Source organism: Ideonella lacteola (assembly GCF_038066555.1).
GTDB classification, from domain to species: domain Bacteria; phylum Pseudomonadota; class Gammaproteobacteria; order Burkholderiales; family Burkholderiaceae_C; genus Ideonella; species Ideonella lacteola.
Genome location: NZ_JBBUTG010000016.1, coordinates 58325 through 82879, shown reverse-complemented (window position 1 = coordinate 82879; position 24555 = coordinate 58325). Strand labels below are relative to the sequence as shown.

Below are 24555 nucleotides of genomic sequence, written 5' to 3'. Positions count from 1 at the left end.
GGACACAAAAAAAGGCCCCGCAATGAGGCCGGCCGGCAGTTTAGGCGTCATGAGTGATGAAGACGCCTGGTCTGCCACCATGCTTCACGCGCCAGCGTGCGGTTTTTCACCACCGAAGGAGCCCGGGGCCGAGGGCGGTATCCTCGCGGCCCATGTACGCGAAGTTCTTCGGCCTGAAGCAGCCGCCGTTCTCGATAGCGCCCGATCCGCGCTATCTCTTCATGAGCGAGCGCCATCGCGAGGCGTTGGCTCACCTGCTGTATGGCGTGAAGGGCGGCGGTGGCTTTGTGCTGCTGACCGGCGAGATCGGTGCCGGCAAGACCACGGTGTGCCGGTGCTTCCTCGAGCAGGTGCCGCCGCGCTGCAACGTGGCCTACATCTTCAACCCCAAGCTCACCGTGCCCGAGCTGCTGCAGACGGTGTGCGACGAGTTCCACATCCCGGTGCCCGAGGCGGCCGCCGGCAGCGCGCACACAGTCAAGGACTACATCGACCCGCTCAACGAGTACCTGCTGCGCACTCATGCGGTGGGGCAGATCAACGTCCTGATCATCGACGAGGCGCAGAACCTGTCGGCCGACGTGCTGGAGCAATTGCGCCTGTTGACGAACCTGGAGACGGCCGAGCGCAAGCTGCTGCAGATCATCCTGATCGGCCAGCCTGAATTGCGCGACATGCTGGCCCGGCCCGATCTGGAGCAACTGGCCCAGCGGGTCATCGCGCGATACCACCTGGGCGCACTCGACGAGGCCGAAACGGCGCGCTACGTGCAGCACCGGCTGGGCGTGGCCGGCGGTGAAGGCGCCTCGCCCTTCGACAAGGCCGCACTCAAGCGCATCCACCAGCTGTCGCGTGGGGTGCCGAGGCGGGTCAATCTGCTGTGCGATCGCGCGTTGTTGGGCGGCTATGCCACCGGGCAGGCCCAGATCGGTGTCGAGGTCATCGAACGCGCGGCCGCCGAAGTGTTTGGCGACAAGGCCGCCCCCACCCCTTCCGGTTGGCCGACGCTCGCGGCACGGTGGTGGCCGTGGGCGGGCGGGTTGCTCGCCGGCGCGTCGATCGCCGCGGCGGTGGCCTGGGCGTGGCGCCCTGCGGCACCGGCCGCCCCCATGGTCGCCGGAGCGGTCAAGCCGATCGCCGCGGCCCCCTCGACTCCTTCGGCGGCATCCTCGGCAGGCGGCACCGCCTCGTCCTCCATGGCGGCGGCATCGACCGGTCTCCCCACACCCACCACGTCGGCTCCGGGGCCGACCTCGGTCGCCGTGGCGGGCTCGGTCAAGCCGTTGGTCGCGGCCACGGTCACGCCCACGAATGCGGCCCCACCCATGACGGCAGGCGAGCTGCGCGCGGCGTTCAACCCCGAGTTGCACGGCGAGGCCGATGCGTGGCGCGAGCTGGCCGCGGCCTGGGGGGGCAGCCTGGGTGCCGGCAACGACTACTGCGCCGCCTCGGCACGGCAGGGCCTGCCTTGCTACAAGGGCCAAGGCAGCCTGGTGCTGGCCCGCCAGCTCGACCGGCCCGCCGTGCTGGTTCTGATCGATGGCGACGGGCGCCCTTTCCATGTGCTGCTGGTCGCTCTGTCGGCCGACTCCGCGACGCTGCGCCGCGGCAAGATCAGCGTCACAGTGCCGCTGGCCACCTTGGGCAGCGCATGGCGCGGCGAATTCGGCACCTTCTGGCGGGCTCCCCCAGGCTATGCCGGGCCTGGCACCCTGAACGCCAGCAATGCCGAGGCCAGTGGCTGGCTGATGGAACGATTGGGGCAAGCACTGCGCGGCGAACGCCGCCCGGTAGCGGCGGCTGAACCGGCCAACGAACCACTCTCGGCCCGAGTGGCCAGCTTTCAGGTGGCTCAAGGCCTGTCGCCCGACGGGGTGGCGGGGCCGATGACGGTGATGCTGCTGAACCGGGCCACTGGCGTGGACGAGCCGCGCTTGCTCAGCGCCCCGGTTTCAGCCCCGACGTCAGCCCCCGCCACCGTCAGCACTCGGCGCTGATCCGACACCCGACGACCTTCCCCGATCCGCCACGATGTCCTACATCCTCGACGCACTCAAGCGGGCCGAAGCTGAACGTGAGCGAGGCCAGGTTCCGGGCCTGCACGCGCAGCCGCTCGATTCGACCCAGGGGCCCAGTTCCCCACCCGGTCTGCCTCGCTGGGGCTGGATCGCCGGCGGCGGCACGGTGCTGGTGATCGTCGCCGCGCTGGCGTGGCGCATGGGGGCGGATGCGAATGCGCCGCTGCCGGTGCCGATGCTCCCGACGCCTGCGGCCGCACCGGCCGCTCTCCCTGCCGAAACGACGGTCGCCATGGCGCCGACGACACCCCCTGCGGCCGAGCCCGTGCAGGCCCCCCCGCCACAGCCCGCGGTGGCCGAGGCGACGGCCCCCCCTGCTCCAGTGCCGGCGGCGCCGATGGCACCCGCGGCTCTGCCCGAACCCCATCGTGCGCCGGCCATCGTGGCCACTCCGCCCACCTCCGCGGGGCCCACGCCACCTGTGGCGGCGCGCAAGGAACCGGCCGCACCCGCCGTGGCCCGAGTGCCGCCAGCGGCCGCGCCCACAGACACCGCGCCAGCCGCGATCCCGCTGTGGAGCGAGTTGCCCGCGTCAGTGCGCCAGCAGATGCCGGCGTGGGCGGTGACCGGCTCCGTCTACTCTGAAGATGCGAGCAGCCGCTTCATCATGCTCAATGGCGAGGTGGTGAAGGAAGGCAGCCAGCCCTCGCCGGGTGTGACGATCGAGCGCATCGAGCCCAAGAGCGCCGTGCTGCGGTTCAAGGGACAACGCTTCAGGTTGCCGTATTGAGCGCTTGAGCTGAGCCCCCAGCAGCTGCTTGGCGCTGCTTCTGGGTCCGCTTCTGAGGTCCGCTTCTGAGGGGCCTCTCTCAGCCTTGAGGCGCCGCCAGCTTCGCCGCGAAATAGCGCAGCGCGGCGCTGTAGCCGAAGACACCCAGGCCCGCGATCACGCCATCGGCGATGCCGGAGATGAACGAGTGATGGCGGAACTCTTCTCGCTTGTGCACATTGCTGATGTGCACCTCGACCACGGGCAGCGCCACGCCCGCCAGCGCATCGCGCAGGGCCACGCTGGTGTGGGTGAGGCCACCGGGGTTGATCACGATCGCCCGGGTTCCATCCAGCCGGGCCGCATGGATGCGATCGATCAGCGCGCCCTCGTGGTTGCTCTGGAAGCACTGCGCTGCGAAGCCCAAGACATGGGCTTCGTCGACAAAACGGCGCTCGACATCGGCCAGGGTGTCAGCCCCATAGATGTGGGGCTCGCGCGTGCCCAGCAGGTTCAGGTTCGGGCCATTCAACAGCAGGATGCTCATGGGTCGAGATGCTAACGGGTGCGCCGCGGGGCGGCACGGGTGGCAGGTCAGGTGGCGCGACGCAGGCGGCTCTGCCCCGGCAAGGGCAGCGAGCGGCGCAACACCCCTTCAGCCAGCCAGACGGCCGAATCGTGCGCTCGGGCCGCCACCGCGGGCAACGGCAGTTGCTGGTAGTCGTCGTTGAAGACCTCGAAGCTGTAATCGCCGCGATAGCCCATCGCATCGAGCCGGGTCACCAGCGCCGCCAGCGCGTCGCTGTGCACCCCTTCGCCTGGGAAGACGCGAAAGTGCCGCGCGGTGTCGATGCGCTCTTGCTCGGTGCGCGTTTCCTGCCACATGAAGTCTGACAGTTGCACCAGGAAGATCTTGGCGGGGTCGATATCGTCCAGCGCGTACAGGGGCGTGCCGGTGGCGAACTGGTGGTACGAATCGATGCCGAGGCCCAGGTTCGGGCAATCCGCCTGCTGCACAGCGGCCCAGGCCTGGTGCACCTCGTTGATGTGGCGGCCCCACGAGAGGCCTTCATAGGCCACCTTGATCTGATGCGGCACCGCCAGCATGGCCAGCTTGCGCAGGTCGCGGGCGATGGCCGCGAGGTCGCCGCTCGCGTGCTGCGATGTCGAGCTGCACGCGAGCAGCACCTTGGCCCCCGAGGCGCCGGCCATCGCGATCATCTGCTTGGCAATGTCGACCTTGTAGCCATGAAGGTGGCCCGACAGGCCTTCGAAGTCACGCAGCACCTGAAAGCCGGTGACCCGCAGGCCACTGGCCTTCACCGCGGCAACGGCCGCCTCCACCCCGTGGGGATGGCCGACGATGTCGCGTGCGGCCAGCATGATCTGGCCAAAGCCCGCCGCCCGCACGGCCGCCAGCTTCGCCTCCAGCGGCCCGGCCAGCGTGATGGTGTCCATGCCGAAATCCGCGATGCGGACGGCGGCGTGTTTCGACGATGGGTGCATCACCTCTCCCCTTGCGGACGGCGGCCGTTCAGAACGAGACCCGCAGGCCCGCCTGGGTGACGCTGCGCTGTGCGATGTAGTCCTTCAGGTCGCCGGTGGCCTGCGACGCTGAAGCGTAGACGAAGGTGGTTTTCGACAGGCCGTAGCGCGCCCCCAGCGCCACCTTGCCGAGCGACAGGCTTTGGCCGGTTGCGGACTCGTACTTCACGCCGGTGTAGTTGGCACCGAACAGGAAGCGGCCCCACGGCACCTCGGCACCCAGCGTGTAGCCGTTGATCTGCTCGGCCGTGAAGCTCACCGGGCCGGTCACCACCAAGTTGCTGCCGATGAAGGCCCCGTTGCCCGAGGTGGTACGCAACTCACTGTTGCGCTGGACACCACCGAGCACCTTGACGCTGCCGAAGTCGTAGTTGGCGGCCAGTGTCAGCGAGCGGTTGACGTTGCCGCTCTCGGTCTGCGACTTGTTCCACTCGTAGGAAACAGCGGTGTTGAAGGCGCCGGCGCCATACGACAGTTTCAAGCCGTGGAAGCGGTCCTGCGCGCCTTCCTGCGGGGCCACCTGCACCGCTGCCTGGAAGCCGCCGTAGTTCAAGCTCTGCCACTGGATGACGTTGTCGGCCCGTGGTGCATTGAGCCAGAACGGCAGGCCCTTGCCGACGTTGGTGACGCCGGTGCCCGGGTTCAGCGTGAGCGCGTTGCCGAAGGGATTGGTCTGCCACATCACCGAGTCTTCGAAGATGTACTGCCGGCCCAGCCGCAGTTCGCCCAGGCTGGCCGACGACAGGAAGATGTAGCCCTGCCGGCCGAAAGAGCGCCCGCCCTGCCCCAGGTTGCCGGTGTCCGCGAGCACGCCACTTTCGAGCAGCACGCCAGCCTTCAGGCCACCGCCCAGGTCTTCATACGCCTTGATGCCCCAGCGAGAGCCGTTCAGGCCGTTGGTGGTGCCGTCGTTGACCGCCGTGTCGTCGACCGCGCCGGACTTGGAGCCCGCGCTGTAGTGGCTGACGTTGACGTCGACCAGCGCATAGAGGTTCACGCTGGATTGGGCTTGTGCAGGGCCCGCCGCGGCGGCCAGCGCCATGGCTGGCGCGAGGGTGAGGCTCAACTTCTTCATCGGGTGCATGTCTGTGGTGATGGTTCTGACCGTGACGGATCGGCGGCGCCACAGGCGCGCGTCGCCCCGCCCCCGCGCACGGCCACGCGGGGAGCGATGGGAAGACGGACGGTTCGTCGGGGCCTCAGCCGGGCCAGCGCACCAGCTCGAAACTGGCGCCTGGCGGGCTGGCGCGGGTCAGTGCCCCCTTGTCGGTGCTGCAAACACCGCTGGATTCGATGAACTCGACCCCGCGCTCGCGCAGCAGCGCCACGGCCTTGGGCACATCGGGTGTCCCCAGCGCCACGCGCTGGAGACACTCACCCGCGTCGATCTCGGCGGCATCGACGTCAGGCTCGATCAGTTGCCAATGCAGCGTGCCGCACGGGCTGGCGAGGATGCGCCCCTGCGTCAGCACGCCGAAGTGCCGATCGGCCGGCAGCTCGGCGAAACCGAACAGCTCGCCATAGAAAGCGATCCAGTCGGCCAGCCGATCGAAACCGATGTACTGCACCACCCCGAACCAACCCAGGCCCGCCAGCGCCGGCGGGTGAGGATCCACCGTGGGAATGGGCACGAAGTCCACGTCGTAGATCGAAAACTCGCGCCAGCGATCGACGAAGTAGATCCGGCTCGCGCCCACGCCGTGGATGGCGGGAATGTTCAGCTCCATGGGCTCGACCTGGGTGGCGACGGCCCAGGCCCCGAGATCGAGCCCACGGCGGTAGGCGGCGGCCACATCGCGCACCCGAAACGCGATCGCGGCCAGCACCGGCTCACCCTCGTGGCCCGACGGCACAGCATGGTGGGCATTGACGATCACATTCATGCCGCCCTGGCGGTACAGCAGCACCTCCCGCGAACGGTGTCGTGCCACGGGGCGAAAGCCCATGGCCTCCAGCGATTGGCCCAGGGCCTGCGGGCGGGTCGTCTCGTATTCGATGAACTCGATGCCGGCCAGGCCCAACGGGTTGGGCAACGGGCCGATGGCCTCACGGTCAGGCATCAGGGTGTGGTCGAGCAGCATGGGGGGGCTCCGGTGTGTCTCGTGCTAGGGGCAGATTCGGTGGGCATTCAGTGCACGGCGAGCCGACGGAAGTGCGCTTCCATGCGGCCCGCATCCGGCGCGCAGCCGGTGAAGAGTTCGAAGGCACCGACCGCCTGCCCGACGGCCATGCCCCCGCCATCAGCCACCCCGCAGCCGGCCGCACGGGCCGCCTTCAGCAGCTCGGTCTTGAGCGGGAAGTACACGACCTCCGACACCCACAGCGACGGTCTCAACAAACCGGCGTCCAGTGGCAGGCCGGGGAGCTTGTCCATGCCCGTGGGCGTGGCGTGGATCAAGCCGGTGGCGCCATCGAGTGCCGCAGGCAGATCGCGGCCCACCGCGGCGGGCGTGCCGGCATGCCAGCGGTTGAGTTCGGCCACCAGGCCGGCAGCACGGGCCGGATCGCGATCGACCACCCGCAACGCCCGGGCGCCCAGGCGCAGCACCGCGTGGGCGATGGCCGCACCGGCCCCGCCTGCCCCGAGCAGCACCACACAGGTCAGGTCCGCTGCGGGCAGCGCGCGGGTGAAGCCCCGCGCCCAGCCCGAGCCATCGGTGTTGTGGCCCACGAGACGGCCATCCGCCTCGACCACCACGGTGTTGACCGCGCCCATCACGCGGGCTTCATCCGACAACCCGTCCAGCAGCGGGATCACCGCCTGTTTGCACGGGTAGGTGATGTTCAGGCCGGCGAAGCCCATGGTGCGCGCAGCGCCCAGCAGCATCGGCAGCGCCTCGGGGCCCGCCGCGGTGCGATCCAGGTCGATCAGCTGGTAGTGCAGGCGCAGGCCATGGTGAAGCGCCTCGGCTTCATGCAATGCGGGCGACAACGACTTCTGGATGCCCGCGCCGATCAAGCCAATCAACACTTTCCGAGGCGGTGGGACGTGCGTCACTTGCCGCCTCGCAGCTTGGCGAGCGCGGCGTAGACCTCTTTGACCGTCTCTGCGCCGACCTTCTCGCTGTTCTTGTCGACCACCGGCTTCACTTTGGCCCGCAGCTTGTCCAGCTCGCCCGGCGCCAGCTCGCTGATCTGCATGCCCGCCTTCTTCAGCTCATCCTGCGCCACGTTGGCCTGCACGCGCGACAAACCCCGCTCGAAGGTGGTGGCCTCGGCCATCGCGTCGGTGATGAGCTTCTTCTCCGCGGGGCTCAGCGCATCATGGAGCTTCTTGCTCATCAGCACGGCCTGCGGGTTGTAGATGTGCCGGGTCAACGTGAGGTACTTCTGCACCTCGTTGAACTTCGAGGAGCGGATCGTGGTGACCGGGTTCTCCTGCCCGTCGACGGCCTTCTGCTCCAACGCCGGGTACAGCTCGGGGAACGGCATGGGCACGGCATTGGCGCCCAGCGCGTTGAACACGTCGATATAGATCGGCGACTGGATCACGCGGATCTTCAGGCCTGCGATGTCGTCAGCCTTGGTGATCGGGCGCTTGCTGTTGGTGAGGTTGCGGAAGCCCAGCTCCCAGTAGCCCAGGCCGATCAGGTTCTTGTCGGCCAGCTTGGCCAGCAGCTTCTGGCCGAAGGGGCCGTCGGTGATCGCATCGGCCTCTTCAGGGCTGTTGAACAGGAAGGGGAAATCGAAGATGCCGAATTCCTTGACCTGGGCCGAGAGGATGCCGGCGTTGAGCACCGTCATCTCTACGGTGCCGCCTTGCAGCGCGGAGACGGTCTGGAGGTCCCCCCCGAGCGCGCCGCCGGGAAACAGCTTGACCGTGATCTTGCCGCCACTCTTGGCCGCCACCAGATCGGCGAACTTCTTGGCGCCCTGCGCCTGCGGGTGATCGGCCTGGTTCTGGAACGCGAATTTGATCGTGCGCTCGCTCACCTGCGCGTGGGCGGCACCGGCCATGCTGGTCAGCGCGGCCAGGGCAAAGAGAGATCGGCGGGTGAGAGAAGTCATCTGGGTCTCCGGAAGGGCAAAAGCGGTTGAGCGAGCCTGGGTTCTCGCGGGGTTGTGTTGGCGGCGATGCGCGGGAAAGAGTCGGGCGTTCGCTCAGTGGGCGAACCACTTCGCGGGGCCGGTGACCAGCCAGGGGCACAGCACCATCAGGAACAGCACGCCGAACTCGGCGGCCATGAAGGGCAGCACGCCCCGGGTGACCTGGTCCATCTTCAAGCGGCCCACGCCAGCGACAACGTTGAGCACGGTGCCCACCGGCGGCGTGATGAGGCCGATGGCGTTGTTGATGATGAACAGCACCCCGAAATAGATGGGGTCGATGCCTGCGGCCTTGACCACCGGCATGAGCACCGGGGTCATGATGAGGATGGTGGGTGTCATGTCCATCGCGGTACCCACCGCCATCACGAGCACCATGATCGCGATCAGCAGCAGCGTCTGGTTGCCCATGAAGGGCTGCAGCAACTCGATGACCTTGCCGGGGATGTCCGCCACGGTGATCAACCATGCGCTGACCATGGCCGCCGCGACGAGGAACATGATCACCGCCGTGGTCTTGGCCGCGCTGACGAACACGTCGTGCAATTGCCGCCAGCTGAGCTCGCGATAGACCAGGGTGGACACGAGCAGCGCGTAGACGGCGGCGACCACCGCCGCTTCGGTGGGCGTGAACACGCCCATCTTCAAACCCGCCACCACGATCACCGGCAGCAGCAGGGCCCAGGTCGAATCCTTCAGGGCCCTCAGCTTTTCAGCCGATGTCGCCCGGGGCGGCGGCACCACACGCTCACGCTTGGCGACAAACCACCAGGCGGTGGCGATCGAAGCCCCCATCAGCAGGCCGGGCACGATGCCGGCGAGGAACAGCTTGCTGATCGACACGTTGGCGGCCACGCCGAACACGACGAAGGCGATGGACGGCGGAATGACCGGGGCGATGATGCCCGCCGAGGCGATGAGACCACCCGCTCGCGCCTTGTCGTGCCCGGCGGCAGCCATCATCGGCAGCAGCAGCGACGCCAGCGCCGCGGTGTCCGCCACGGCCGAGCCCGACAGCGCCGCCAGCAGACAGGCAGCGAGGATGGCGACGAAGCCCAGCCCTCCCCTGCGGTGGCCGACCAGCGTGAGCGCGAGACGGACGATGCGGCGCGAGAGACCGCCCACGTTCATGATCTCGCCAGCGAGCATGAAGAAGGGCACGGCCAGCAGCGGGAAGCTGTCGGCCCCGTTGATCACGTTTTGCGCCAGGATCTGCGCATCGAACATGTCGAGGTGCCACATCAGGGCCACGCCCGACAGAAGCAGCGAGTAGGCGATGGGCACGCCAAGGGCCATCACGGCCAGCAGCGAGCCCAGGAAGATGAAAACGGTCATGGCGTGATCTCGGATGCTTGGGGCTGCATGGGGAAGGGGCTCAACGCCGGAACGGCATCGAGTGCGGGCCCTGGCCCAGCGGCGGGGTCTGGTCGATGCGCAACGCCTCGACCTGCGCCAGGTCTTCAGACTCCTGCACCATGCGCAGTTCGTCGTCAGCCAACTGGCCGCTGAGGTTGCGCCACAGATCCAGCACGATGAGCAGCCCGGTCGATACGGCGAAGACCACACCGGCCGCATAGAAGATGGCCATCGACAGGCCGGTGACGGGCGCCTCGACCTCCACGTTGATGCGGGCCTGGGTCCACGCCCCCGACAGCAGCAGCCATGTGGCGTAGAGCATCAACAACTGGCCAGCCACCAGGCACACCCGCCGCCCTCGGGGACCGAGGCGCGAGACCAGTACGTCGGTGCCCAGGTGGGCGCGCTCGCGCATCGCCACGATGGCGCCGAGGAAGGTCATCCACACGAACAGCCAGCGGCTGAGCTCTTCGCTCAAGGTGATGCCCGAGTTCAGCACGTAGCGCATCACCACGTTGCCGAACACCAGCGCGACCATGGTCGCCAGCAGGCCGACCAGCAGCCATTCCAGCAAGCGGCAATAGCCGTCCAGCACGCGGTTCATCGCTTGTCTCCTTTGTTGTGGGTCAAATAATGTACGAACTAGTTCGTTTTTATATGAGCAAAAACCCTGATCGCTCGCCGCACGCGCATGCAGAGCGTCGGCGCCGTCAGCGGCGGACGAAACGCACCACCATTTCGACGATGCTTTCGCGGCGGGCCGCCACGGCCGCCGGGTTGTCCAGCTCGCGCTTGAAGATGAGCGAGAAGGTGTGCCGATTCGACACGTTGAAGAAGCACAGCGCCGAGATCGACATGTGCAGGTCCACCGGGTCTACATCGGGGCGGAATACCCCCGCGGCGACACCGCGCTCGTACACCGACCGAACGGCGTTGATCACCGGCACGTTCAAATCCTGGATGGTGCTGGAGCGCGCCAGGAATTCGCCGCGGTGCATGTTCTCGTTCATCACCAGACGGATGAAATCCGGGTTGCCGAGCTGATAGTCGAAGGTGAATCCAACGAGCACCCGCAGAGCCTGCTCTGGCGCCAGGTCTTCGAGGTGCAGATCGGCTTCGATGCGGCGAATGCGGCGGTAAGCCTCTTCCAATACGCGAACGTAGAGGCCTTCTTTGCTCTCGAAGTAGTAGTAGATCATCCGCTTGCTGGTGCGTGTCAGCGCGGCGATCTCGTCGATGCGCGCACCGGCCAGCCCCTTGTCGGCGAACTCGGCCGTGGCCACCTCCAGGATGTCGGCCATCGTGCGCTCGGGGTCGTTGGTGCGGGTGCCGTCTGGTCCCTCGGCCTCGACCACCTGCTTGGGCGGCCTGCCGCGGCGCGGCTTCTCCTTTTGTACGGTCTGGTTCATCGGCGCAAGCATACGCCGGCGCGATGCGCACGCACCCCGGTAGCACGACCGGATGCCGCGGGGCGGTCGCCGCTTTAATGATCAAAAGCTTCCAGGAAGAACCAGCTTATCGACGCATCTCTATTGATTTGTGATCACATCTATGGATGTAGCGCTACACTTTCGAGCATGACTCACCCTCTCGCCGATTTCTTGGCCGCCCACCGCATTCACGAGGTGGAGTGCGTGATCCCCGACATGACAGGCATTGCGCGCGGCAAGATCCTGCCCCGCGACCTGTTCCTCTCGTCGGGCGAGATGCGCATCCCCAAGAGCGTGCTGCTCAACACGGTGAACGGCCAGCAGCCTGACAACGGCCCGTTCGTGGGCGACACCGATCCGGACATGGTCTGCCTGCCCGATGCGTCGACGATCCGCGTCGTGCCCTGGGCGGCCGAGCCGGTGGCGGTGGTCATTCACGACTGCCAGGAATGGGACGGCCGGCCCGTGCAGCTGTCGCCCCGCGCGGTGCTGCGCCGGGTGCTGGCGCTCTACGAGCGGCAGGGCTGGAAGCCCGTCGTGGCACCGGAGATGGAGTTCTACCTCGTCGCTCGACAACAGAACCCACACGAGCCGTTGCAGCCGCCGCTGGGTCGCACCGGCAAGCCGGAGGTGGGCCGGCAGAGCTACTCGATCGACGCGGTCAATGACTTCGACCCCTTCTTCATGGAGCTCTCGAACTTCTGCGATCAGCACCAACTGGGCGTCGAGACGCTGATCCACGAGGCGGGCCCCGGCCAGATGGAGATCAACTTCAGCCATGGCGACCCGCTCGATCTGGCCGACCGGGTGTTCCTGTTCAAACGCACGGTGCGCGAGACAGCGTTGCGGCACGGTGTCTTCGCCACCTTCATGGCCAAGCCGATGGAGCAGGAGCCCGGCAGCGCGATGCACATCCACCAGAGCCTGGTGTCAGCCGACTCAGGACGCAACATCTTCAGCAAGGAAGACGGCTCGGCAAGCGAGCTGTTCATGCACTTCCTGGCCGGCCTGCAGACCTACATCCCGCAGTTGATGCCGATGTTCGCGCCCTATGTGAACTCGTATCGCCGGCTCGCCCCATTCATGTCCGCACCCATCAATGTGCGTTGGGGCTACGACAACCGAACCTGCGGCCTGCGTGTGCCCAAGTCGGGCCCTGAAGCCCGCCGCATCGAAAACCGCGTGCCCGGCGTCGACGTGAACCCCTACCTGGCCATGGCCGCCACGCTGGCCTGCGGCTGGCTCGGCATGCGCGATCGGCTTCAACCCAGCGAGCCCACCATCGACAGCGCCTGGAACGTCAGCCACGAACTGCCACGGCATCTGGAAGACGCCATCGAAGCCATGCGTGCCTGCGATGCCGTGAAGGAGATCCTGGGCGAGCACTTTGTCGATGCGTTCTGCGCCGTCAAGGAGCTTGAGTACGCCACCTACAACCGGGTGATCAGTTCGTGGGAGCGAGAGCACCTGCTGCTGCTCGTCTGAAGATCGTCTGAAGAGGCCCCATGACCCACGCTCACTTCACCGGTGTGTCGCCGCAGCGCGTGCGCGAGTTGACGTCCATCGAAACCGAACGCTACGCGCTGGCCAATCCGAGCTCCCGCGCGATGGCCGCCGAGTCTGCCCAGCATCTGATGTTCGGGGTACCGCTGCATTGGATGAACGACTGGGGCACGCCCTTCCCTTTGCAGGTGGCCCAGGCCCGCGGCGCCACGCTGGTCGATGTCGACGGGCATGAGCGCGTTGACTTCTGCCTGGGCGACACCGGCGCGATGTTCGGGCACTCGCCAGCCGCCGTCACGGCCGCGCTGCGAGCCCAGGCCGGCCTGGGTTTGACGGCGATGCTCGGCGGCCCCGATGCCGGCACCGTGGCCCTCCTGCTGACCGAACGATTCGGCATGACGCGCTGGCAATTCGCGATGACCGCATCCGACGCCAACCGCTTTGTGTTGCGCTGGATCCGCGCTGCCACCGGCCGCCCTGTGTTGCTGGTGTTTAACGGCTGCTATCACGGGACGGTCGATGATGTGTTCGTCGATCTCGTCGATGGGCGGCCCACCCAGCGAGACAGCCTGCTTGGCCAGGTGCAGGACCTGACACGCACCACCCGGGTGGTCGAATTCAATGATCTGAGTGCACTGGAAGCGGCACTGGCCCCCGGCGATGTCGCCTGCGTGCTGGCCGAGCCGGTGATGACCAACATCGGGATGGTGCTGCCCGAGCCTGGCTTCTGGGAGCGTGCGATCGAGATCATTCACCGCCATGGCAGCCAGCTCGTGATGGACGAGACGCACACCATCAGCAGCGGCCCCGGTGGCTATGCCCGTGCCCATGGCCTCGCTGCCGACGCCGTCGTGCTCGGCAAGCCGCTGGGCGGCGGCATGCCGTGCGCCGCCTACGGCTTCACTGAGGCGCTGGCCGCGCAGGCCGAAGCGGCGAAGCGGGCGGCACCGCCCGGGCATTCGGGGGTCGGCACCACATTGACGGCGAATCTGCTGGCCATGGCCGCGATGCGTGCGACCCTAACCCACCTGATGACGCCCGCAGTGTTCGACGAGATGCACCGGCGCTGCACGCGGTTGGCCGACGGCCTGCGCCGGGTGATCGCGCGCCACCGGTTGCCGTGGTGCGTCACGCAGGTGGGCGCACGCTGCGAGTTCCAGTTCTGCGCGTCGCCGCCGCGCAATGGCACCGAGGCCACTGCCGCCATGGACGCGGCGCTGGAGCACGCCATCCATCTCGCCTTGCTGAACCGCGGCGTGGTGATCACCCCCTTCCACAACATGATGCTGGTCTGCCCCGACACCACCGACGACGATGTGGAATCGCTGCTGATCGCGTTTGACGGCGTCTTGGGCCAACTGACCGACTGACCCATGCAGCCGTGCCCCCACGACCCGTTGACGCCGGTGTAGCAAGGGAGAATGGACCGATGCCCGCCTCGCCCGCCGCTGCGACCACCACTCAGCAAGACGACACCTACGCCGCTCTGCGCCAGTGGGTCACGGTCGGTCGGTTCTTGCCCGGGCAGCGGCTGAAGATACGCGCGGTGGCGGCGGAGATGGGTGTCGGTGAGATGCCGGTGCGAGCCGCCCTGCAGCGCCTGGCGGCTGAAGGGGCGCTCGTCAACGTTCCAAACGCCGGGGTGGCCGTGCCCCGGCTGAGCCTGCCGGAGTTCGACGACCTGTTGCAGATGCGCATGCTGCTCGAAGGCGAAGCCGCCGAGCGGGGCGCCACGCGGCTGGATGACGACCGGCGGAAGACGATGCTCTCGTTGTGCCGACGCATGGCCCAGTCACTGGCTCAGGGCGATCGCGACGGCTACCTGGCTGCGAATGAGGATTTCCACGTCATCCTCTACAAGGCCGCGGGCTCACCGATGCTGTTTTCTTTGATCGACACGCTGTGGCTCAAAGCGGGCCCCATTTCAAACCAGCTGTTTGACGCCCCGGAAGCACCAGCCGTGCTGAACGACGCTCACGAAGACGTGGTGAAGGCCCTGGTCAAGCAAGACAGTGCAGGCGTGCGACGAGCGGTCGAGAGAGACATCTTCGTCGCGGGGCAGTTCTTGCGGAGGCGCCTCAAGGAGAACGGTCACTGAGGCACGCCAAAAGGCGAGGCCGCGCCGGCAAACTACTTCGCCGCCGCCCTTTCTGCCCCGACGGCTCAGCCTCGCTCGATGCGGGCCCAGGCCGAGTGATTGTGGATGGACTCGAAGTTCTCGACATCCACCACGTAGCGCCCGATGCGGGCATCGGCGTTCAGGGCCAAGGCCACGTCGCGCACCAGGTCTTCGACGAACTTCGGGTTCTCGTAGGCGCGCTCGGTCACCCACTTTTCATCAGCGCGCTTGAGCATCGGCCAGATCTCGCTCGATGCAGCCCCTTCGGCAAAGCGCACCAGTTCATGCCACTCGATCGGCGCCGTGTCGGGCTTCAGGATCTCGACCCGGATGGTGACCAACGACCGCTGGTTGTGCGCGCCGTAGTCGGAGATCTCTTTCGAGCACGGGCACAGGCTCTTCACCGGCACGCCCACTTCGGCCCAGACCGACGACTGGCCGTGGCGGCGCTCGGCGACGAGGGCACCCTGGTAATCCAGCAGACTTTGCAGGCCCGACACCGGTGCCCGCTTGCGGATGAAGAACGAGAACTTGGCCTCGATGCGGCCTTCGGTGGCCTGCAGCTTGTCCAGCATCAAACCCAACTCGCGCGACAGGGCTGCCGCGTCCAGAGCCTGGGATTGGCCATCCAGCCACGCCACGAAGCGCGACATGTGGGTGCCCTTCTTGTCCGCGGGCAACGCCACGTCCAGGTTCCACAGTGCCGCGGTGCTCTGCTCGGCCCCCGCGACCTTCAGCGTCAATGGGTAGCGCACATCCTTCACGCCGACACGCTGGATCGCCAGATGGCGTTCATCGCGTTCGCTCTGGGTATCGGGAATGTGCAGCGCTTCGGTCGGGTGATTCATAAGCAGACAACAGGAACCAGCCGCGTAGCTTCGCAGCTTTCGGCAGCGCTTGCTGCCGCGAGGGGAAACCGATCCGTGCTAAGCGATGGTGGCAACCCTGAAGGTGGACAAGGTGCCGCCAGTCACGATCGGTGTGTCAGGCAGCCGCTGGCGTGACCAGGGAAAGAGGAGCGCCAAAACGCTTGATCACCGATTGCTCGATGCCCGCAGCATCCAGCCCGCACAACGACAGGAGCTTGGCCGGATCGCCGTGCTCGATGAACTCGTCGGGCAACCCCAGACGCAGCACCGGCGTGGTCATGCCTGCCGCCTGCAACGTCTCGAGAACAGCACTGCCGGCACCGCCCGGAAGACAACCTTCCTCGATCGTCACCAGCGCCTCGTGGGTGCGCGCCAGCTCAAGCACCAACTCGGTATCTAGCGGCTTGGCGAATCGCATGTTGGCCACGGTCGCCCCCAGCTTCTCCGCCGCCGCCATGGCGGGGTACAGCAAGGTGCCGAAGGCCAGCATCGCGATGCGGCGGCCCTCACGGCGAACTTCGCCCTTGCCCCACGGGATCGTGGCAAAGCCGGGCTGCACAGCCACACCGGCACCGCTGCCACGCGGATAACGAACCGCCGCCGGGCCGTCATGCTGGAAGGCGGTGCTCAGCGCCATGCGGCATTCGTTCTCATCAGCCGGCGTCAGCATCGCCATGTTGGGCACGCAGCGCACATAGGCGATGTCGTAGGCCCCACAGTGGGTGGCACCATCGGCGCCGACGATGCCGGCGCGATCGAGCGCAAACATCACCGGCAGGTTCTGGATCGCCACGTCGTGGATCAATTGATCGTAGCCCCGTTGCAGGAACGTGGAGTAGATCGCGACCACCGGCTTGAGGCCCTCGCACGCGAGGCCCGCACCAAAGGTGACCGCATGCTGCTCGGCAATGCCCACATCGTGGTATCGCTTCGGAAAGCGCTTCTCGAACTCGACCATGCCTGAGCCTTCGCGCATGGCCGGCGTGATGCCCACCAGGCGCTCGTCGGCTTCGGCCATGTCGCACAGCCACTGCCCGAACACCTGGGTGAACGTGGTCTTGGGCGCGGTGGCCGGCTTTTGCAGGCCGACGGCCGGATCGAACTTGCCCGGGCCGTGGTAGTTGATCGGATCGGACTCGGCCAGCCTGTAGCCATAGCCCTTCTTGGTGACCACGTGAAGAAACTGCGGGCCTTTGGCCCCGCGAAGATTCTCAAGTGTCGGCACCAGCGAATCGAGATCGTGCCCGTCGATCGGGCCCACGTAGTTGAAGCCGAATTCCTCGAAGATCGTGCCGGGCACGACCATGCCCTTGCTGTGCTCTTCGAAACGCTTGGCGAACTCGTACAGCGGTGTGTTGCGCAAGACGCTCTTCGCACCCTCGCGCGCCGCGGCGTAAAACTTTCCGCTCAGCAGGCGCGCCAGATAGCGGTTGAGTGCCCCCACGGGAGGGCTGATCGACATGTCGTTGTCGTTGAGGATGACCAGCATGTCGGGCAGACCATGACCACCGGCGAAGCCGCCATGGTTGAGCGCTTCGAAGGCCATCCCTCCGGTCAAGGCGCCGTCGCCGATCACCGCGACGGTGTGACGGTTCTCGCCTTTCAGCCTGGCCGCGTGAGCCATGCCCAGCGCTGCCGAGATCGAGGTCGACGAGTGGCCCACGCCGAACGTGTCGTATTCGCTCTCGCAGCGGCGAGGAAAGCCGCTAATGCCACCCAGTTGCTTGAGCGACGACATCGCCTCACGCCGGCCGGTCAGGATCTTGTGAGGGTAAGACTGATGGCCCACATCCCACACGAGCCGGTCGTAAGGGGTGTTGAACACGTGGTGCAGTGCCACCGTCAACTCGACCGTGCCCAGGTTGGACGACAGGTGCCCACCTGTGCGACTGACGCTGTCGAGCAAGAACGCCCGCAACTCGCCAGCCACGGTTTTCAACTGCGCTCGGTTGAGCTTGCGCAAATCCTGCGGGGACTGGATGGTGTGCAACAGGGCTTGGGTCATGGCTTGCTCGCGATCCGGCGTTGGCACGGTCGGGTCAGTGATGGCGGTCGACCACTTTGTCGGCCAGCCAGGCAAGACGCTGGGTTCGCGCCAGGCCGCTGCGCTGCAGGGCCGCGTGGGCCTGCTGACGCAACTCACAGGCGTGATGGCGCGCGGCATCCATGCCCAGCACCGTCACGTAAGTCGGCTTGTTGTTCTCGAGATCCTTGCCGGCCGTCTTGCCGAGGGTCTCGGACGCTTGCGTCACGTCAAGAATGTCATCGACCACCTGAAACGCCAGGCCGATCGCCGCACCGTAGTCCATCAGCGCGTCCCAAGCCGCCGGGGCCACGCCCCCACAGGCTGCGCCCATCAGGACGCTGGCTTGCAGCAACGCGCCCGTCTTGCGGCGGTGCATGTCGCGCAGCGCCACCTCATCCAGGCGGTGACCCACGCTGGCCAAGTCGATTGCCTGGCCGCCGGCCATGCCTTCATGGCCCGCGGCGCGGGCCAGCAGGCCCACGAGACGCGCCTGCAACGCGGGTGCGATGCCCTGTTCCGGCGTCAGCACCTCGAAGGCCAGCGCCTGCATGGCGTCACCGGCCAGCATCGCCTGGGCCTCGCCGTATTTGACGTGAACGGTCGGCTTGCCGCGACGCAAGGCGTCGTCGTCCATGCAGGGCATGTCGTCGTGCACCAGGGAATAGGCGTGGATCAACTCCACCGCCACCGCCGCACGCATGGCCGCGAATGAGGCGCCGTCCACCGCTTCGCATGCGGCCAACACCAGCAAGGGCCGCAGGCGTTTGCCGCCGTCCAGCACCGCGTAGCGCATGGCATCGCCCAAGCCGGCCGGCGGATCGGCCGGCACGAGGCTGTCCAGCGCCGATTCGACAGCCAGCAGTTCGGCCCGGGCCCAATCATCAAATTCGTCAGGTGTCATGCGTTCGTCCAGGGCTTTTGCAACCCTTCCTCCAGGACCTTCACCTGGGTCTCGACACTGGCCAGCCGTTCACGACAGAAGTCGAGCAGCAAGGCACCGCGGCGATAGCCCTCGAGCAGCTTGTCCAGCGGCAGCTGGCCACCCTCCATCGCCTGCACCAGGGCGTCCAACTCCGTCAGCGCGGCTTCGTAGCTGGCGGGAGCGTCAGCGGCCGGTGCTGCAGAGGGGGCGGCGCGTGGCATCTTGGTGTATTACGGGCAAATGGCAATTGTAGTCAGCACATCTCGCGTAAACCCGCAACGCCTAGGCGGCGATGCCCAAAACCGACCGTAATTTACCTCCATCGTGGCCCCGAGCCGACAGCTGGGGCTACAATGCTTCCCCCCGCTGCTCATCCCCCTGGATGGAGCGGGGTTTCATTTTTTCAGACCCACCCGCGGGGCCACCGGGTGGGGGGCAGACATGTTTTTTGGAGATCCTGGGGATCATGTCGGACCTGAGCATCACGCTGGAAGCTCTGGAGCGCGCGCGCTCTCAACTCTCCGTATCCACATATTTCGATGAGAACTTGCTCCGAAGGGAGCAGGAACTCATCTTTCAGCACGGACCGCGCTACCTGGCGCATGAACTGTCCGTCCCCGAACTGGGTGACTATTACGCGCTCCCTCAGGAAGGCGAGGGCCGCGCGCTGGTGCGCACCCGAAAGGGCGTGGAGCTTGTCTCCAACGTCTGCCGGCATCGCCAAGCGGTCATGCTGCGAGGGCGTGGCAACACCCGCTCGAACATTGTGTGCCCGCTGCACCGGTGGACTTACGATCTGCACGGCCAGTTGCTGGGCGCCCCGCATTTCGACCATGACCCCTGCCTGCACCTGAACAACTACAAGGTGCGCACCTGGAATGGCCTGGTCTTCGAGGACAACGGCCGCGACATTGCCGCCGATCTCGCCCACATGGGGCCGCGCGCTGATCTCGATTTCTCGGGCTATGTGCTCGATCACGTCGAGATGCACGAGTGCCAGTACAACTGGAAGACGTTCATCGAGGTCTACCTCGAGGACTACCACGTGGGCCCGTTCCATCCCGGACTCGGCCAGTTCGTCACCTGTGACGACCTGCGTTGGGAGTTCGGCAAGCACCACTCCGTGCAGACGGTCGGCGTGCAGAACGCCCTCGCTCGGGCGGGCTCACCGGTGTACCAGCGGCTGCACGATGAAGTGCTGCGGCTGGGCGATGGCCGCCCGCCCAAGCACGGCGCCATCTGGCTCACGTATTACCCGAACATCATGATCGAGTGGTACCCGAACGTGCTCACCGTCTCCACGCTGTACCCGCAAGGGCCGCAGAAGACGCTGAACATCGTCGAGTTCTACTACCCCGAAGAAATCGCCGCCTTCGAGCGCGAATTCGTCGAGGCCCAGCGGGCTGCCTACATGGAAACCTGCATCGAGGATGACGAGATCGCCGAGCGGATGGACGCGGGGCGCCGCGCGCTGTTCGATCGCGGTGACGATGAGGCCGGCCCGTACCAAAGCCCCATGGAAGATGGCATGCAGCACTTCCATGAGTGGTACCGCCGCGTCATGGGACTCGGCCGCCCGAGCTGGTGAACAAAAAAGCCCGACGGTATCGCCACCGCCGGGCCTCTGTTGACGGCTGCGCGCCTCAGCTGTTCGCCAGCTTGCGCCACGCGCGGACCAGCCACCCTGGCTGGTGAAGCGTGTAGGCCTTGGTCGCGTGCTCCGGCACGTGCCACACCGCCTGGGTGCCGGCGTGGAAGCTGGCGGTATCGCCCGGGCGGATGGTGAAGCGCCGCCCTTGGTACTCGACTTCGACCTGCCCTTCCAGCAGGTGCACGGTCTCATCGTGGCTGAAGTGCCAGACGAACGAGGTCGGGCCGTCGCAGGCCCACAAGCCGCTGATCGTTTTGCCGTCCGGTGAACGCACGGTCTCGGCACCCCGAAACACCGGCTTGCCTGACAAGATCCAGGCAGGATTGACCTGGAATTCACCCAACAGGCGCTCGGTGGCCTGCTCGGACGGCGGCGGGGCGCCATGGTGGTACCGGATGGACTCGACCGTTGCCATGGCCGACACGGTCACAAAAGCGCCCACGAGCGCGCCAATCAAAGCACTTCTCCTCATGGGATCACATTCTGTTTCGTGAAGCCCGCCGACGCATAGACCCAGCGCGTGTCGGATGTGAAGGATTTGTGCACTCCCGAAACTGCGTCCAGATGAAACCGTAGGGCGTATGGGGTGTAAGGACCTGGCCACGGCCGCGACCAACGGCGGCAAGGTCCTGCAACGGACGGCTCCCGCCGGTCCTGCCGGCCGAGCTCTTCGGGCTTGACCCGCTCATCTCACCTTCACTGACAGGAGTCTCATCATGAACATCCATACCACCAAGTCTGGCCTCGCCATCGCCGCTGCCGCCGCCGCCCTGTTCGCCCTGGGTACTGCCCCGATGGCGCAAGCCGCCGAAGACGGCAGCGTCAAATGTGCCGGCGTGAACAGCTGCAAGGGCACCTCCGAGTGCAAGACGGCCAAGAGCGAGTGCAAGGGCCACAACACCTGCAAGGGCCAAGGCTGGGTGACGAAGAAGTCGGCCGACGAATGCACCAAGGCGGGCGGCACGGTCGTCAAGGGCTGATCCACGGGCGGCAAACGCCGCTCGAACGGCGCGGCCTCGATGCCAAGACGAGCCTGAGACCTGAGCACGCTGTTGCGCCCAGCCCATCTTCTTTGCATCCACCGCGGCCAAGCTGCCGTACAAACCACTGGCGCCCCTGGCCTGACGGCCGGGGCCCATCACCCCTCTCGTCTTTTCAAATTTTCAGGAGAATCAGCATGATCCAAACCACCAAGTCGGGCCTCGCCATCGCAGCCGCCGCAGCCGCCTTGTTTGCCCTGGGCACCGCCCCGATGGCGCAAGCCGCCGAAGACGGTAGCGTCAAGTGCGCCGGCGTCAACAGCTGCAAGGGCACCTCCGAGTGCAAGACCGCCAAGAGCGAGTGCAAAGGCCAAAACACCTGCAAGGGCCAAGGCTGGGTGAACAAGAAGTCGGCCGACGAGTGCACCAAGGCGGGTGGCACGGTCGTCAAGGGCTGATCATCGTCCTACGGGCCGCTGCCTTCGCGTCGCGGCCCTTACCCGCCCCACGGACCCGAGTTCTTCGCCTCTCTCAGCCATGTCCCACACGAACCTGACCGGATTCGGCCTCGGCCTGCGCACCGACCACTACGCCGATTTCCGCGCCACACCGGCGCCGCGCCTCGGGGTGGACTGGCTGGAGGTGATCTCCGAGAACTACCTGGTGCCCGGCGGCAAACCCCTGGCTCACCTGGATGCGATCCGGCGCGACGTGCCCATGGTGATGCATGGCGTGTCGATGTCGATCGGCGGCACCGATGTCTTGGACCTCGGCTATCTGCGTGATCTGAAAGCCTTGGCCGACCGCATCGAGCCGGCGTGGATCTCTGATCACCTGTGCTGGACGGGCGTCGAAGGTCGCAATCTGCACGATCTGCTGCCCCTGCCGTACACCGAAGAGGCGCTGCGCCACGTCACGCAACGCGTGCTGCGGGTGCAGGACATGCTGGGCCGACGCCTCGTGCTCGAAAACGTCTCCAGCTACATCACCTGGGCCGCAGACGACATGGCGGAATGGGAATTCCTGGCCGAACTCGTCCGCCGGGCCGACTGCGAGCTGCTGCTCGACGTGAACAACGTGTATGTCAGCGCCACCAACCACGGCTTTGACGGCCGCACTTTCATCGACGCCTTGCCCGCGCACCGGATTCGACAAATTCACCTCGCCGGCCACGAAGTCAATGACGACGGGTTCTTGATCGATACCCATGACCACCCCGTGTGTGAGGCAGTGTGGGATCTGTACCGCTACACCATCGGCCGCCTCGGGCCGGTCCCGACGATGATCGAGCGCGACGACCACATCCCGCCGCTGCCTGAACTGGTGGCCGAGTTGCAGCGGGCCCGCGACGAAAGCGCGGCTGCCCTGGTCCCGCCCGTGGAGCTGGCCGCATGAACGCCCCCGCCACCTTGCGCCAGCAACAGCGCGCGTTTGCCGAGCTATTGCTGGCCGAAAGCCCAGACGCCCACACGGGCCTGCTTCGCGCCCCCATCGACCGCGTCGCCCGGGTGGATGCGTATCACCACGCCTACCGCGCCCGCCTGATCGACGCACTGCGCAGCAACACACCCATCTTGCACCGGGTGCTGGGCGATGAGGATTTCGCCCGCCTCACGCTCGACTACCTCGCTGACGAGCCCTCTCGGCAGCCCTCCATCCGCTGGTTCGGCCACCGGCTTTCGGCCTGGCTTGCCACCCATCCGGATGCCCTGCCCCATCCCGCACTGGCCGATCTGGCAGCCATGGAGTGGGCGTTGGGCTGCAGCTTCGACGCGGCGGATGACCTGCCGCTGCGTTTCGACGATCTCGTGGCGCTCCCACCGGCGGCGTGGCCCGAGGCACGCTTCAGCGGCCACCCTTCCGTGCACGTGCTCCGCCTTCAATGGGCGGTGGAGCCCATCTGGCAGGCCCTCACGCACGACGAAGACGCGACAACGGCCGAGCCCGAAGCGCTCGACCACTCGCTGCTGATTTGGCGTCAAGGCCTGGAAACACGCTGGCGCTCACTGCAGGCCGATGAGGCCGATGCGTTGACCGCGTGCCTGGCTGGCGAGCCCTTCGCCGCCCTGTGCGAACTCGCCCAAGCCCACCACGGCGACCAAGCTCCAATCTGGATGGCCTCTTCCCTGCGCCGCTGGGTGGAAGATGGATTGCTGATCGCCGGATCATGATCGTGGCAGCGCTGCAGCCGAGGTGACCTGCTCGCCCCCAGGGGTAGAACTCAATCCTCCCCCGCCGGCAACAAGGCCAGCGTTTCGTCGATCCAGCCGTGCATCGCGGCGATGCGTTCTGCGCCGAGTTGCTCGGTCAGGCTGGACTGCGCTTCGCGCCAGCGGGCGCCCCCTTCGGCAAGCTTCACTCGGCCCGCCGGGGTGAGACGCACCAGCCGGCTGCGCGCGTCACGACCGGCCACGACCTCGGCCCAGCCGGCTTGCGCCACTGGCTTGAGATTGCGCGTGAGTGTCGAGGCGTCGATCCCCATCGCGTGGGCCAGATCCGCCGGGCGTATCGGGCCTTGGGCTGCCAGATAGGCCAGCAACGAAAACTGCGTCGTCTTCAAGCCGGCCTCTCGCAAGCGGGCATCGAAGTGAGAAGCAAGGCGACGCATCAGCCGCCGCATGCGGTCGTGCGAACAAGCCTGGAGGGCGGCAGACACCGCCGCCGGGGTCAGGGGATCAGCGTTCATGATAAAAATGCAGCTACAACTATTGTAGTTACAAGGATAGTGATGAACCTGCAAGATTCAGCCGACGCGTGGACCCGCCAATTCAATGAGCTCCAAGCCCGCCTCCAATCCGGCCGCGGCGTGGGGCTGGCACGGCCCGAAGAAGTGGCGCACCTCAGCGGGTTGCAGGCTTTGCAGGCCATGTTGGCGGGCGAACTGCCGTATCCACACATCGCAGAGACGCTCGACTTCAGCCTGATCGAGGTGGAGTTGGGCAAGGCCATCTTCCAAGGCACCCCGCAGCTCAAGCACTACAACCCGATTGGCTCAGTGCACGGCGGCTGGTATGCCACCTTGCTGGATTCGGCGTTGGGATGCGCCGTGCACTCCACCATGCCGGTCGGCATGGGTTACACAACTGCCGAGCTGAGCGTGAACATCGTGCGCGCCGCCTCGGCCCGCAGCGGCCCGTTGCGGGCCATCGGGCAGGTGGTGCACAGCGGGCGCCAATTGGCCACCGCCGAGGCCCGCATCGTCGGCCCGGATGGCAAGCTCTACGCCCACGGCACCACCACCTGCCTGGTCTTTCCCTTGCCCAGCGCGGGGGGTGCTCGCGCGGCAGCAGGGTGATGGCGGACGCGCGCCCTAGAATCGC

General features: G+C 66.6%; 26 protein-coding genes. 11 read left to right on the top strand and 15 right to left on the bottom strand.

Annotated features, from left to right (window positions below; translation table 11 throughout):
- Window positions 1-152: 152 nt before the first annotated feature.
- Window positions 153-1997, top strand: coding sequence for an ExeA family protein (locus AACH06_RS21710; protein WP_341427867.1), 1845 nt, complete (start codon window positions 153-155; stop codon window positions 1995-1997).
- Window positions 1998-2031: 34 nt separating this feature from the next.
- Window positions 2032-2808, top strand: a complete 777-nt coding sequence (locus tag AACH06_RS21705) for a general secretion pathway protein GspB (protein WP_341427866.1) — start codon at window positions 2032-2034, stop codon at window positions 2806-2808.
- A gap of 79 nt (window positions 2809-2887) precedes the next feature.
- Here the strand turns inward: AACH06_RS21705 and aroQ are convergent, their stop codons facing one another.
- The 9 genes from aroQ to AACH06_RS21660 form a co-directional block, all read right to left on the bottom strand.
- Window positions 2888-3334, bottom strand: a complete 447-nt coding sequence (gene aroQ, locus AACH06_RS21700; RefSeq protein ID WP_341427865.1) for a type II 3-dehydroquinate dehydratase — start codon at window positions 3332-3334, stop codon at window positions 2888-2890.
- A 47-nt stretch (window positions 3335-3381) separates the two neighbouring features.
- Window positions 3382-4293, bottom strand: a complete 912-nt coding sequence (locus AACH06_RS21695; protein WP_341427864.1) for a sugar phosphate isomerase/epimerase family protein — start codon at window positions 4291-4293, stop codon at window positions 3382-3384.
- Between the two features lie 28 nt (window positions 4294-4321).
- Window positions 4322-5407 (bottom strand): porin, encoded by a 1086-nt coding sequence (locus AACH06_RS21690; protein ID WP_341427863.1) that lies wholly within the window; start codon window positions 5405-5407, stop codon window positions 4322-4324.
- 124 nt (window positions 5408-5531) lie between these two features.
- Window positions 5532-6413, bottom strand: coding sequence for a 4-hydroxyphenylpyruvate dioxygenase (locus tag AACH06_RS21685; protein WP_341427861.1), 882 nt, complete (start codon window positions 6411-6413; stop codon window positions 5532-5534).
- 47 nt (window positions 6414-6460) lie between these two features.
- Window positions 6461-7330, bottom strand: coding sequence for a shikimate dehydrogenase (locus tag AACH06_RS21680; RefSeq protein ID WP_341427860.1), 870 nt, complete (start codon window positions 7328-7330; stop codon window positions 6461-6463).
- Window positions 7327-8340: a TRAP transporter substrate-binding protein gene (locus AACH06_RS21675; protein WP_341427859.1), complete on the bottom strand. Its 1014-nt coding sequence runs from the start codon at window positions 8338-8340 to the stop codon at window positions 7327-7329. Before AACH06_RS21675 ends, AACH06_RS21680 begins: the two co-directional genes overlap by 4 nt.
- Window positions 8341-8433: 93 nt before the next feature.
- Complete coding sequence (locus AACH06_RS21670) at window positions 8434-9714, bottom strand: TRAP transporter large permease subunit (protein WP_341427858.1); 1281 nt, start codon at window positions 9712-9714, stop codon at window positions 8434-8436.
- Window positions 9715-9754: 40 nt separating this feature from the next.
- Window positions 9755-10339 (bottom strand): TRAP transporter small permease, encoded by a 585-nt coding sequence (locus tag AACH06_RS21665; protein ID WP_341427857.1) that lies wholly within the window; start codon window positions 10337-10339, stop codon window positions 9755-9757.
- A 106-nt stretch (window positions 10340-10445) separates the two neighbouring features.
- Complete coding sequence (locus tag AACH06_RS21660) at window positions 10446-11144, bottom strand: TetR/AcrR family transcriptional regulator (RefSeq protein ID WP_341427856.1); 699 nt, start codon at window positions 11142-11144, stop codon at window positions 10446-10448.
- Window positions 11145-11312: 168 nt separating this feature from the next.
- Here AACH06_RS21660 and AACH06_RS21655 point away from each other — a divergent pair, with 168 nt between their 5' ends.
- The 3 genes from AACH06_RS21655 to AACH06_RS21645 are packed head-to-tail and all read left to right on the top strand — an operon-like array spanning window position 11313 to window position 14766.
- A complete protein-coding gene (locus tag AACH06_RS21655) occupies window positions 11313-12650 on the top strand; it encodes a glutamine synthetase family protein (protein ID WP_341427855.1) in 1338 nt (445 codons plus the stop codon).
- A gap of 20 nt (window positions 12651-12670) precedes the next feature.
- Complete coding sequence (locus AACH06_RS21650) at window positions 12671-14038, top strand: aspartate aminotransferase family protein (RefSeq protein WP_341427854.1); 1368 nt, start codon at window positions 12671-12673, stop codon at window positions 14036-14038.
- A gap of 59 nt (window positions 14039-14097) precedes the next feature.
- Window positions 14098-14766, top strand: coding sequence for a GntR family transcriptional regulator (locus AACH06_RS21645; RefSeq protein ID WP_341427853.1), 669 nt, complete (start codon window positions 14098-14100; stop codon window positions 14764-14766).
- A 65-nt stretch (window positions 14767-14831) separates the two neighbouring features.
- Here AACH06_RS21645 and folE2 read toward each other — a convergent pair whose 3' ends face one another.
- The 4 genes from folE2 to xseB form a co-directional block, all read right to left on the bottom strand.
- Window positions 14832-15635: a GTP cyclohydrolase FolE2 gene (folE2, locus tag AACH06_RS21640; RefSeq protein ID WP_341427852.1), complete on the bottom strand. Its 804-nt coding sequence runs from the start codon at window positions 15633-15635 to the stop codon at window positions 14832-14834.
- 136 nt (window positions 15636-15771) lie between these two features.
- Window positions 15772-17661 (bottom strand): 1-deoxy-D-xylulose-5-phosphate synthase, encoded by a 1890-nt coding sequence (dxs, locus tag AACH06_RS21635; RefSeq protein ID WP_341427851.1) that lies wholly within the window; start codon window positions 17659-17661, stop codon window positions 15772-15774.
- A 34-nt stretch (window positions 17662-17695) separates the two neighbouring features.
- Window positions 17696-18583, bottom strand: a complete 888-nt coding sequence (locus AACH06_RS21630) for a polyprenyl synthetase family protein (RefSeq protein ID WP_341427850.1) — start codon at window positions 18581-18583, stop codon at window positions 17696-17698.
- Entirely contained in the window at window positions 18580-18825 is a 246-nt protein-coding gene (gene xseB / locus AACH06_RS21625; RefSeq protein WP_341427849.1) for an exodeoxyribonuclease VII small subunit, read from the bottom strand. The genes AACH06_RS21630 and xseB overlap by 4 nt, the downstream gene beginning before the upstream one ends.
- A gap of 245 nt (window positions 18826-19070) precedes the next feature.
- Here xseB and AACH06_RS21620 point away from each other — a divergent pair, with 245 nt between their 5' ends.
- On the top strand, window positions 19071-20192 hold the full coding sequence (locus AACH06_RS21620; protein ID WP_341427848.1) for an aromatic ring-hydroxylating oxygenase subunit alpha: 1122 nt from the start codon (window positions 19071-19073) through the stop codon (window positions 20190-20192).
- Window positions 20193-20247: 55 nt separating this feature from the next.
- Here the strand turns inward: AACH06_RS21620 and AACH06_RS21615 are convergent, their stop codons facing one another.
- Window positions 20248-20727 carry a cupin domain-containing protein gene (locus tag AACH06_RS21615; protein WP_341427847.1) on the bottom strand — a complete coding sequence of 160 codons (480 nt, stop codon included), beginning with the start codon at window positions 20725-20727 and terminating at the stop codon, window positions 20248-20250.
- A gap of 244 nt (window positions 20728-20971) precedes the next feature.
- On the opposite strand from AACH06_RS21615, the gene bufA2 (AACH06_RS21610) reads away from it, so the two are divergent.
- The 4 genes from bufA2 (AACH06_RS21610) to AACH06_RS21595 all read left to right on the top strand — a co-directional run bounded on the left by bufA2 (AACH06_RS21610) (window position 20972) and on the right by AACH06_RS21595 (window position 23406).
- Window positions 20972-21235 carry a BufA2 family periplasmic bufferin-type metallophore gene (gene bufA2 / locus AACH06_RS21610; protein ID WP_341427846.1) on the top strand — a complete coding sequence of 88 codons (264 nt, stop codon included), beginning with the start codon at window positions 20972-20974 and terminating at the stop codon, window positions 21233-21235.
- Between the two features lie 197 nt (window positions 21236-21432).
- Window positions 21433-21693 (top strand): BufA2 family periplasmic bufferin-type metallophore, encoded by a 261-nt coding sequence (bufA2, locus tag AACH06_RS21605; RefSeq protein WP_341427845.1) that lies wholly within the window; start codon window positions 21433-21435, stop codon window positions 21691-21693.
- A gap of 79 nt (window positions 21694-21772) precedes the next feature.
- The gene (bufB, locus tag AACH06_RS21600; protein ID WP_341427844.1) at window positions 21773-22630 is read left to right on the top strand and encodes an MNIO family bufferin maturase; all 858 of its coding nucleotides are present in this window, start codon (window positions 21773-21775) and stop codon (window positions 22628-22630) included.
- Window positions 22627-23406, top strand: a complete 780-nt coding sequence (locus AACH06_RS21595; protein WP_341427843.1) for an HvfC/BufC family peptide modification chaperone — start codon at window positions 22627-22629, stop codon at window positions 23404-23406. The genes bufB and AACH06_RS21595 overlap by 4 nt, the downstream gene beginning before the upstream one ends.
- A 50-nt stretch (window positions 23407-23456) precedes the next feature.
- Here AACH06_RS21595 and AACH06_RS21590 read toward each other — a convergent pair whose 3' ends face one another.
- A complete protein-coding gene (locus AACH06_RS21590) occupies window positions 23457-23921 on the bottom strand; it encodes a MarR family winged helix-turn-helix transcriptional regulator (protein WP_341427842.1) in 465 nt (154 codons plus the stop codon).
- Window positions 23922-23963: 42 nt separating this feature from the next.
- On the opposite strand from AACH06_RS21590, the gene AACH06_RS21585 reads away from it, so the two are divergent.
- Complete coding sequence (locus AACH06_RS21585; RefSeq protein WP_341427841.1) at window positions 23964-24530, top strand: PaaI family thioesterase; 567 nt, start codon at window positions 23964-23966, stop codon at window positions 24528-24530.
- Window positions 24531-24555: the final 25 nt, after the last annotated feature.

Coding starts and splice junctions, on each gene's coding strand:
- AACH06_RS21710 (WP_341427867.1), top strand. CDS start 153: ATGTACGCGAAGTTCTTCGGCCTGAAGCAGCCGCCGTTCTCGATAGCG.
- AACH06_RS21705 (WP_341427866.1), top strand. CDS start 2,032: ATGTCCTACATCCTCGACGCACTCAAGCGGGCCGAAGCTGAACGTGAG.
- aroQ (WP_341427865.1), bottom strand. CDS start 3,334: ATGAGCATCCTGCTGTTGAATGGCCCGAACCTGAACCTGCTGGGCACG.
- AACH06_RS21695 (WP_341427864.1), bottom strand. CDS start 4,293: ATGCACCCATCGTCGAAACACGCCGCCGTCCGCATCGCGGATTTCGGC.
- AACH06_RS21690 (WP_341427863.1), bottom strand. CDS start 5,407: ATGAAGAAGTTGAGCCTCACCCTCGCGCCAGCCATGGCGCTGGCCGCC.
- AACH06_RS21685 (WP_341427861.1), bottom strand. CDS start 6,413: ATGCTGCTCGACCACACCCTGATGCCTGACCGTGAGGCCATCGGCCCG.
- AACH06_RS21675 (WP_341427859.1), bottom strand. CDS start 8,340: ATGACTTCTCTCACCCGCCGATCTCTCTTTGCCCTGGCCGCGCTGACC.
- AACH06_RS21670 (WP_341427858.1), bottom strand. CDS start 9,714: ATGACCGTTTTCATCTTCCTGGGCTCGCTGCTGGCCGTGATGGCCCTT.
- AACH06_RS21665 (WP_341427857.1), bottom strand. CDS start 10,339: ATGAACCGCGTGCTGGACGGCTATTGCCGCTTGCTGGAATGGCTGCTG.
- AACH06_RS21660 (WP_341427856.1), bottom strand. CDS start 11,144: ATGAACCAGACCGTACAAAAGGAGAAGCCGCGCCGCGGCAGGCCGCCC.
- AACH06_RS21655 (WP_341427855.1), top strand. CDS start 11,313: ATGACTCACCCTCTCGCCGATTTCTTGGCCGCCCACCGCATTCACGAG.
- AACH06_RS21650 (WP_341427854.1), top strand. CDS start 12,671: ATGACCCACGCTCACTTCACCGGTGTGTCGCCGCAGCGCGTGCGCGAG.
- AACH06_RS21645 (WP_341427853.1), top strand. CDS start 14,098: ATGCCCGCCTCGCCCGCCGCTGCGACCACCACTCAGCAAGACGACACC.
- folE2 (WP_341427852.1), bottom strand. CDS start 15,635: ATGAATCACCCGACCGAAGCGCTGCACATTCCCGATACCCAGAGCGAA.
- dxs (WP_341427851.1), bottom strand. CDS start 17,661: ATGACCCAAGCCCTGTTGCACACCATCCAGTCCCCGCAGGATTTGCGC.
- AACH06_RS21630 (WP_341427850.1), bottom strand. CDS start 18,583: ATGACACCTGACGAATTTGATGATTGGGCCCGGGCCGAACTGCTGGCT.
- xseB (WP_341427849.1), bottom strand. CDS start 18,825: ATGCCACGCGCCGCCCCCTCTGCAGCACCGGCCGCTGACGCTCCCGCC.
- AACH06_RS21620 (WP_341427848.1), top strand. CDS start 19,071: ATGTCGGACCTGAGCATCACGCTGGAAGCTCTGGAGCGCGCGCGCTCT.
- AACH06_RS21615 (WP_341427847.1), bottom strand. CDS start 20,727: ATGAGGAGAAGTGCTTTGATTGGCGCGCTCGTGGGCGCTTTTGTGACC.
- bufA2 (WP_341427846.1), top strand. CDS start 20,972: ATGAACATCCATACCACCAAGTCTGGCCTCGCCATCGCCGCTGCCGCC.
- bufA2 (WP_341427845.1), top strand. CDS start 21,433: ATGATCCAAACCACCAAGTCGGGCCTCGCCATCGCAGCCGCCGCAGCC.
- bufB (WP_341427844.1), top strand. CDS start 21,773: ATGTCCCACACGAACCTGACCGGATTCGGCCTCGGCCTGCGCACCGAC.
- AACH06_RS21595 (WP_341427843.1), top strand. CDS start 22,627: ATGAACGCCCCCGCCACCTTGCGCCAGCAACAGCGCGCGTTTGCCGAG.
- AACH06_RS21590 (WP_341427842.1), bottom strand. CDS start 23,921: ATGAACGCTGATCCCCTGACCCCGGCGGCGGTGTCTGCCGCCCTCCAG.
- AACH06_RS21585 (WP_341427841.1), top strand. CDS start 23,964: ATGAACCTGCAAGATTCAGCCGACGCGTGGACCCGCCAATTCAATGAG.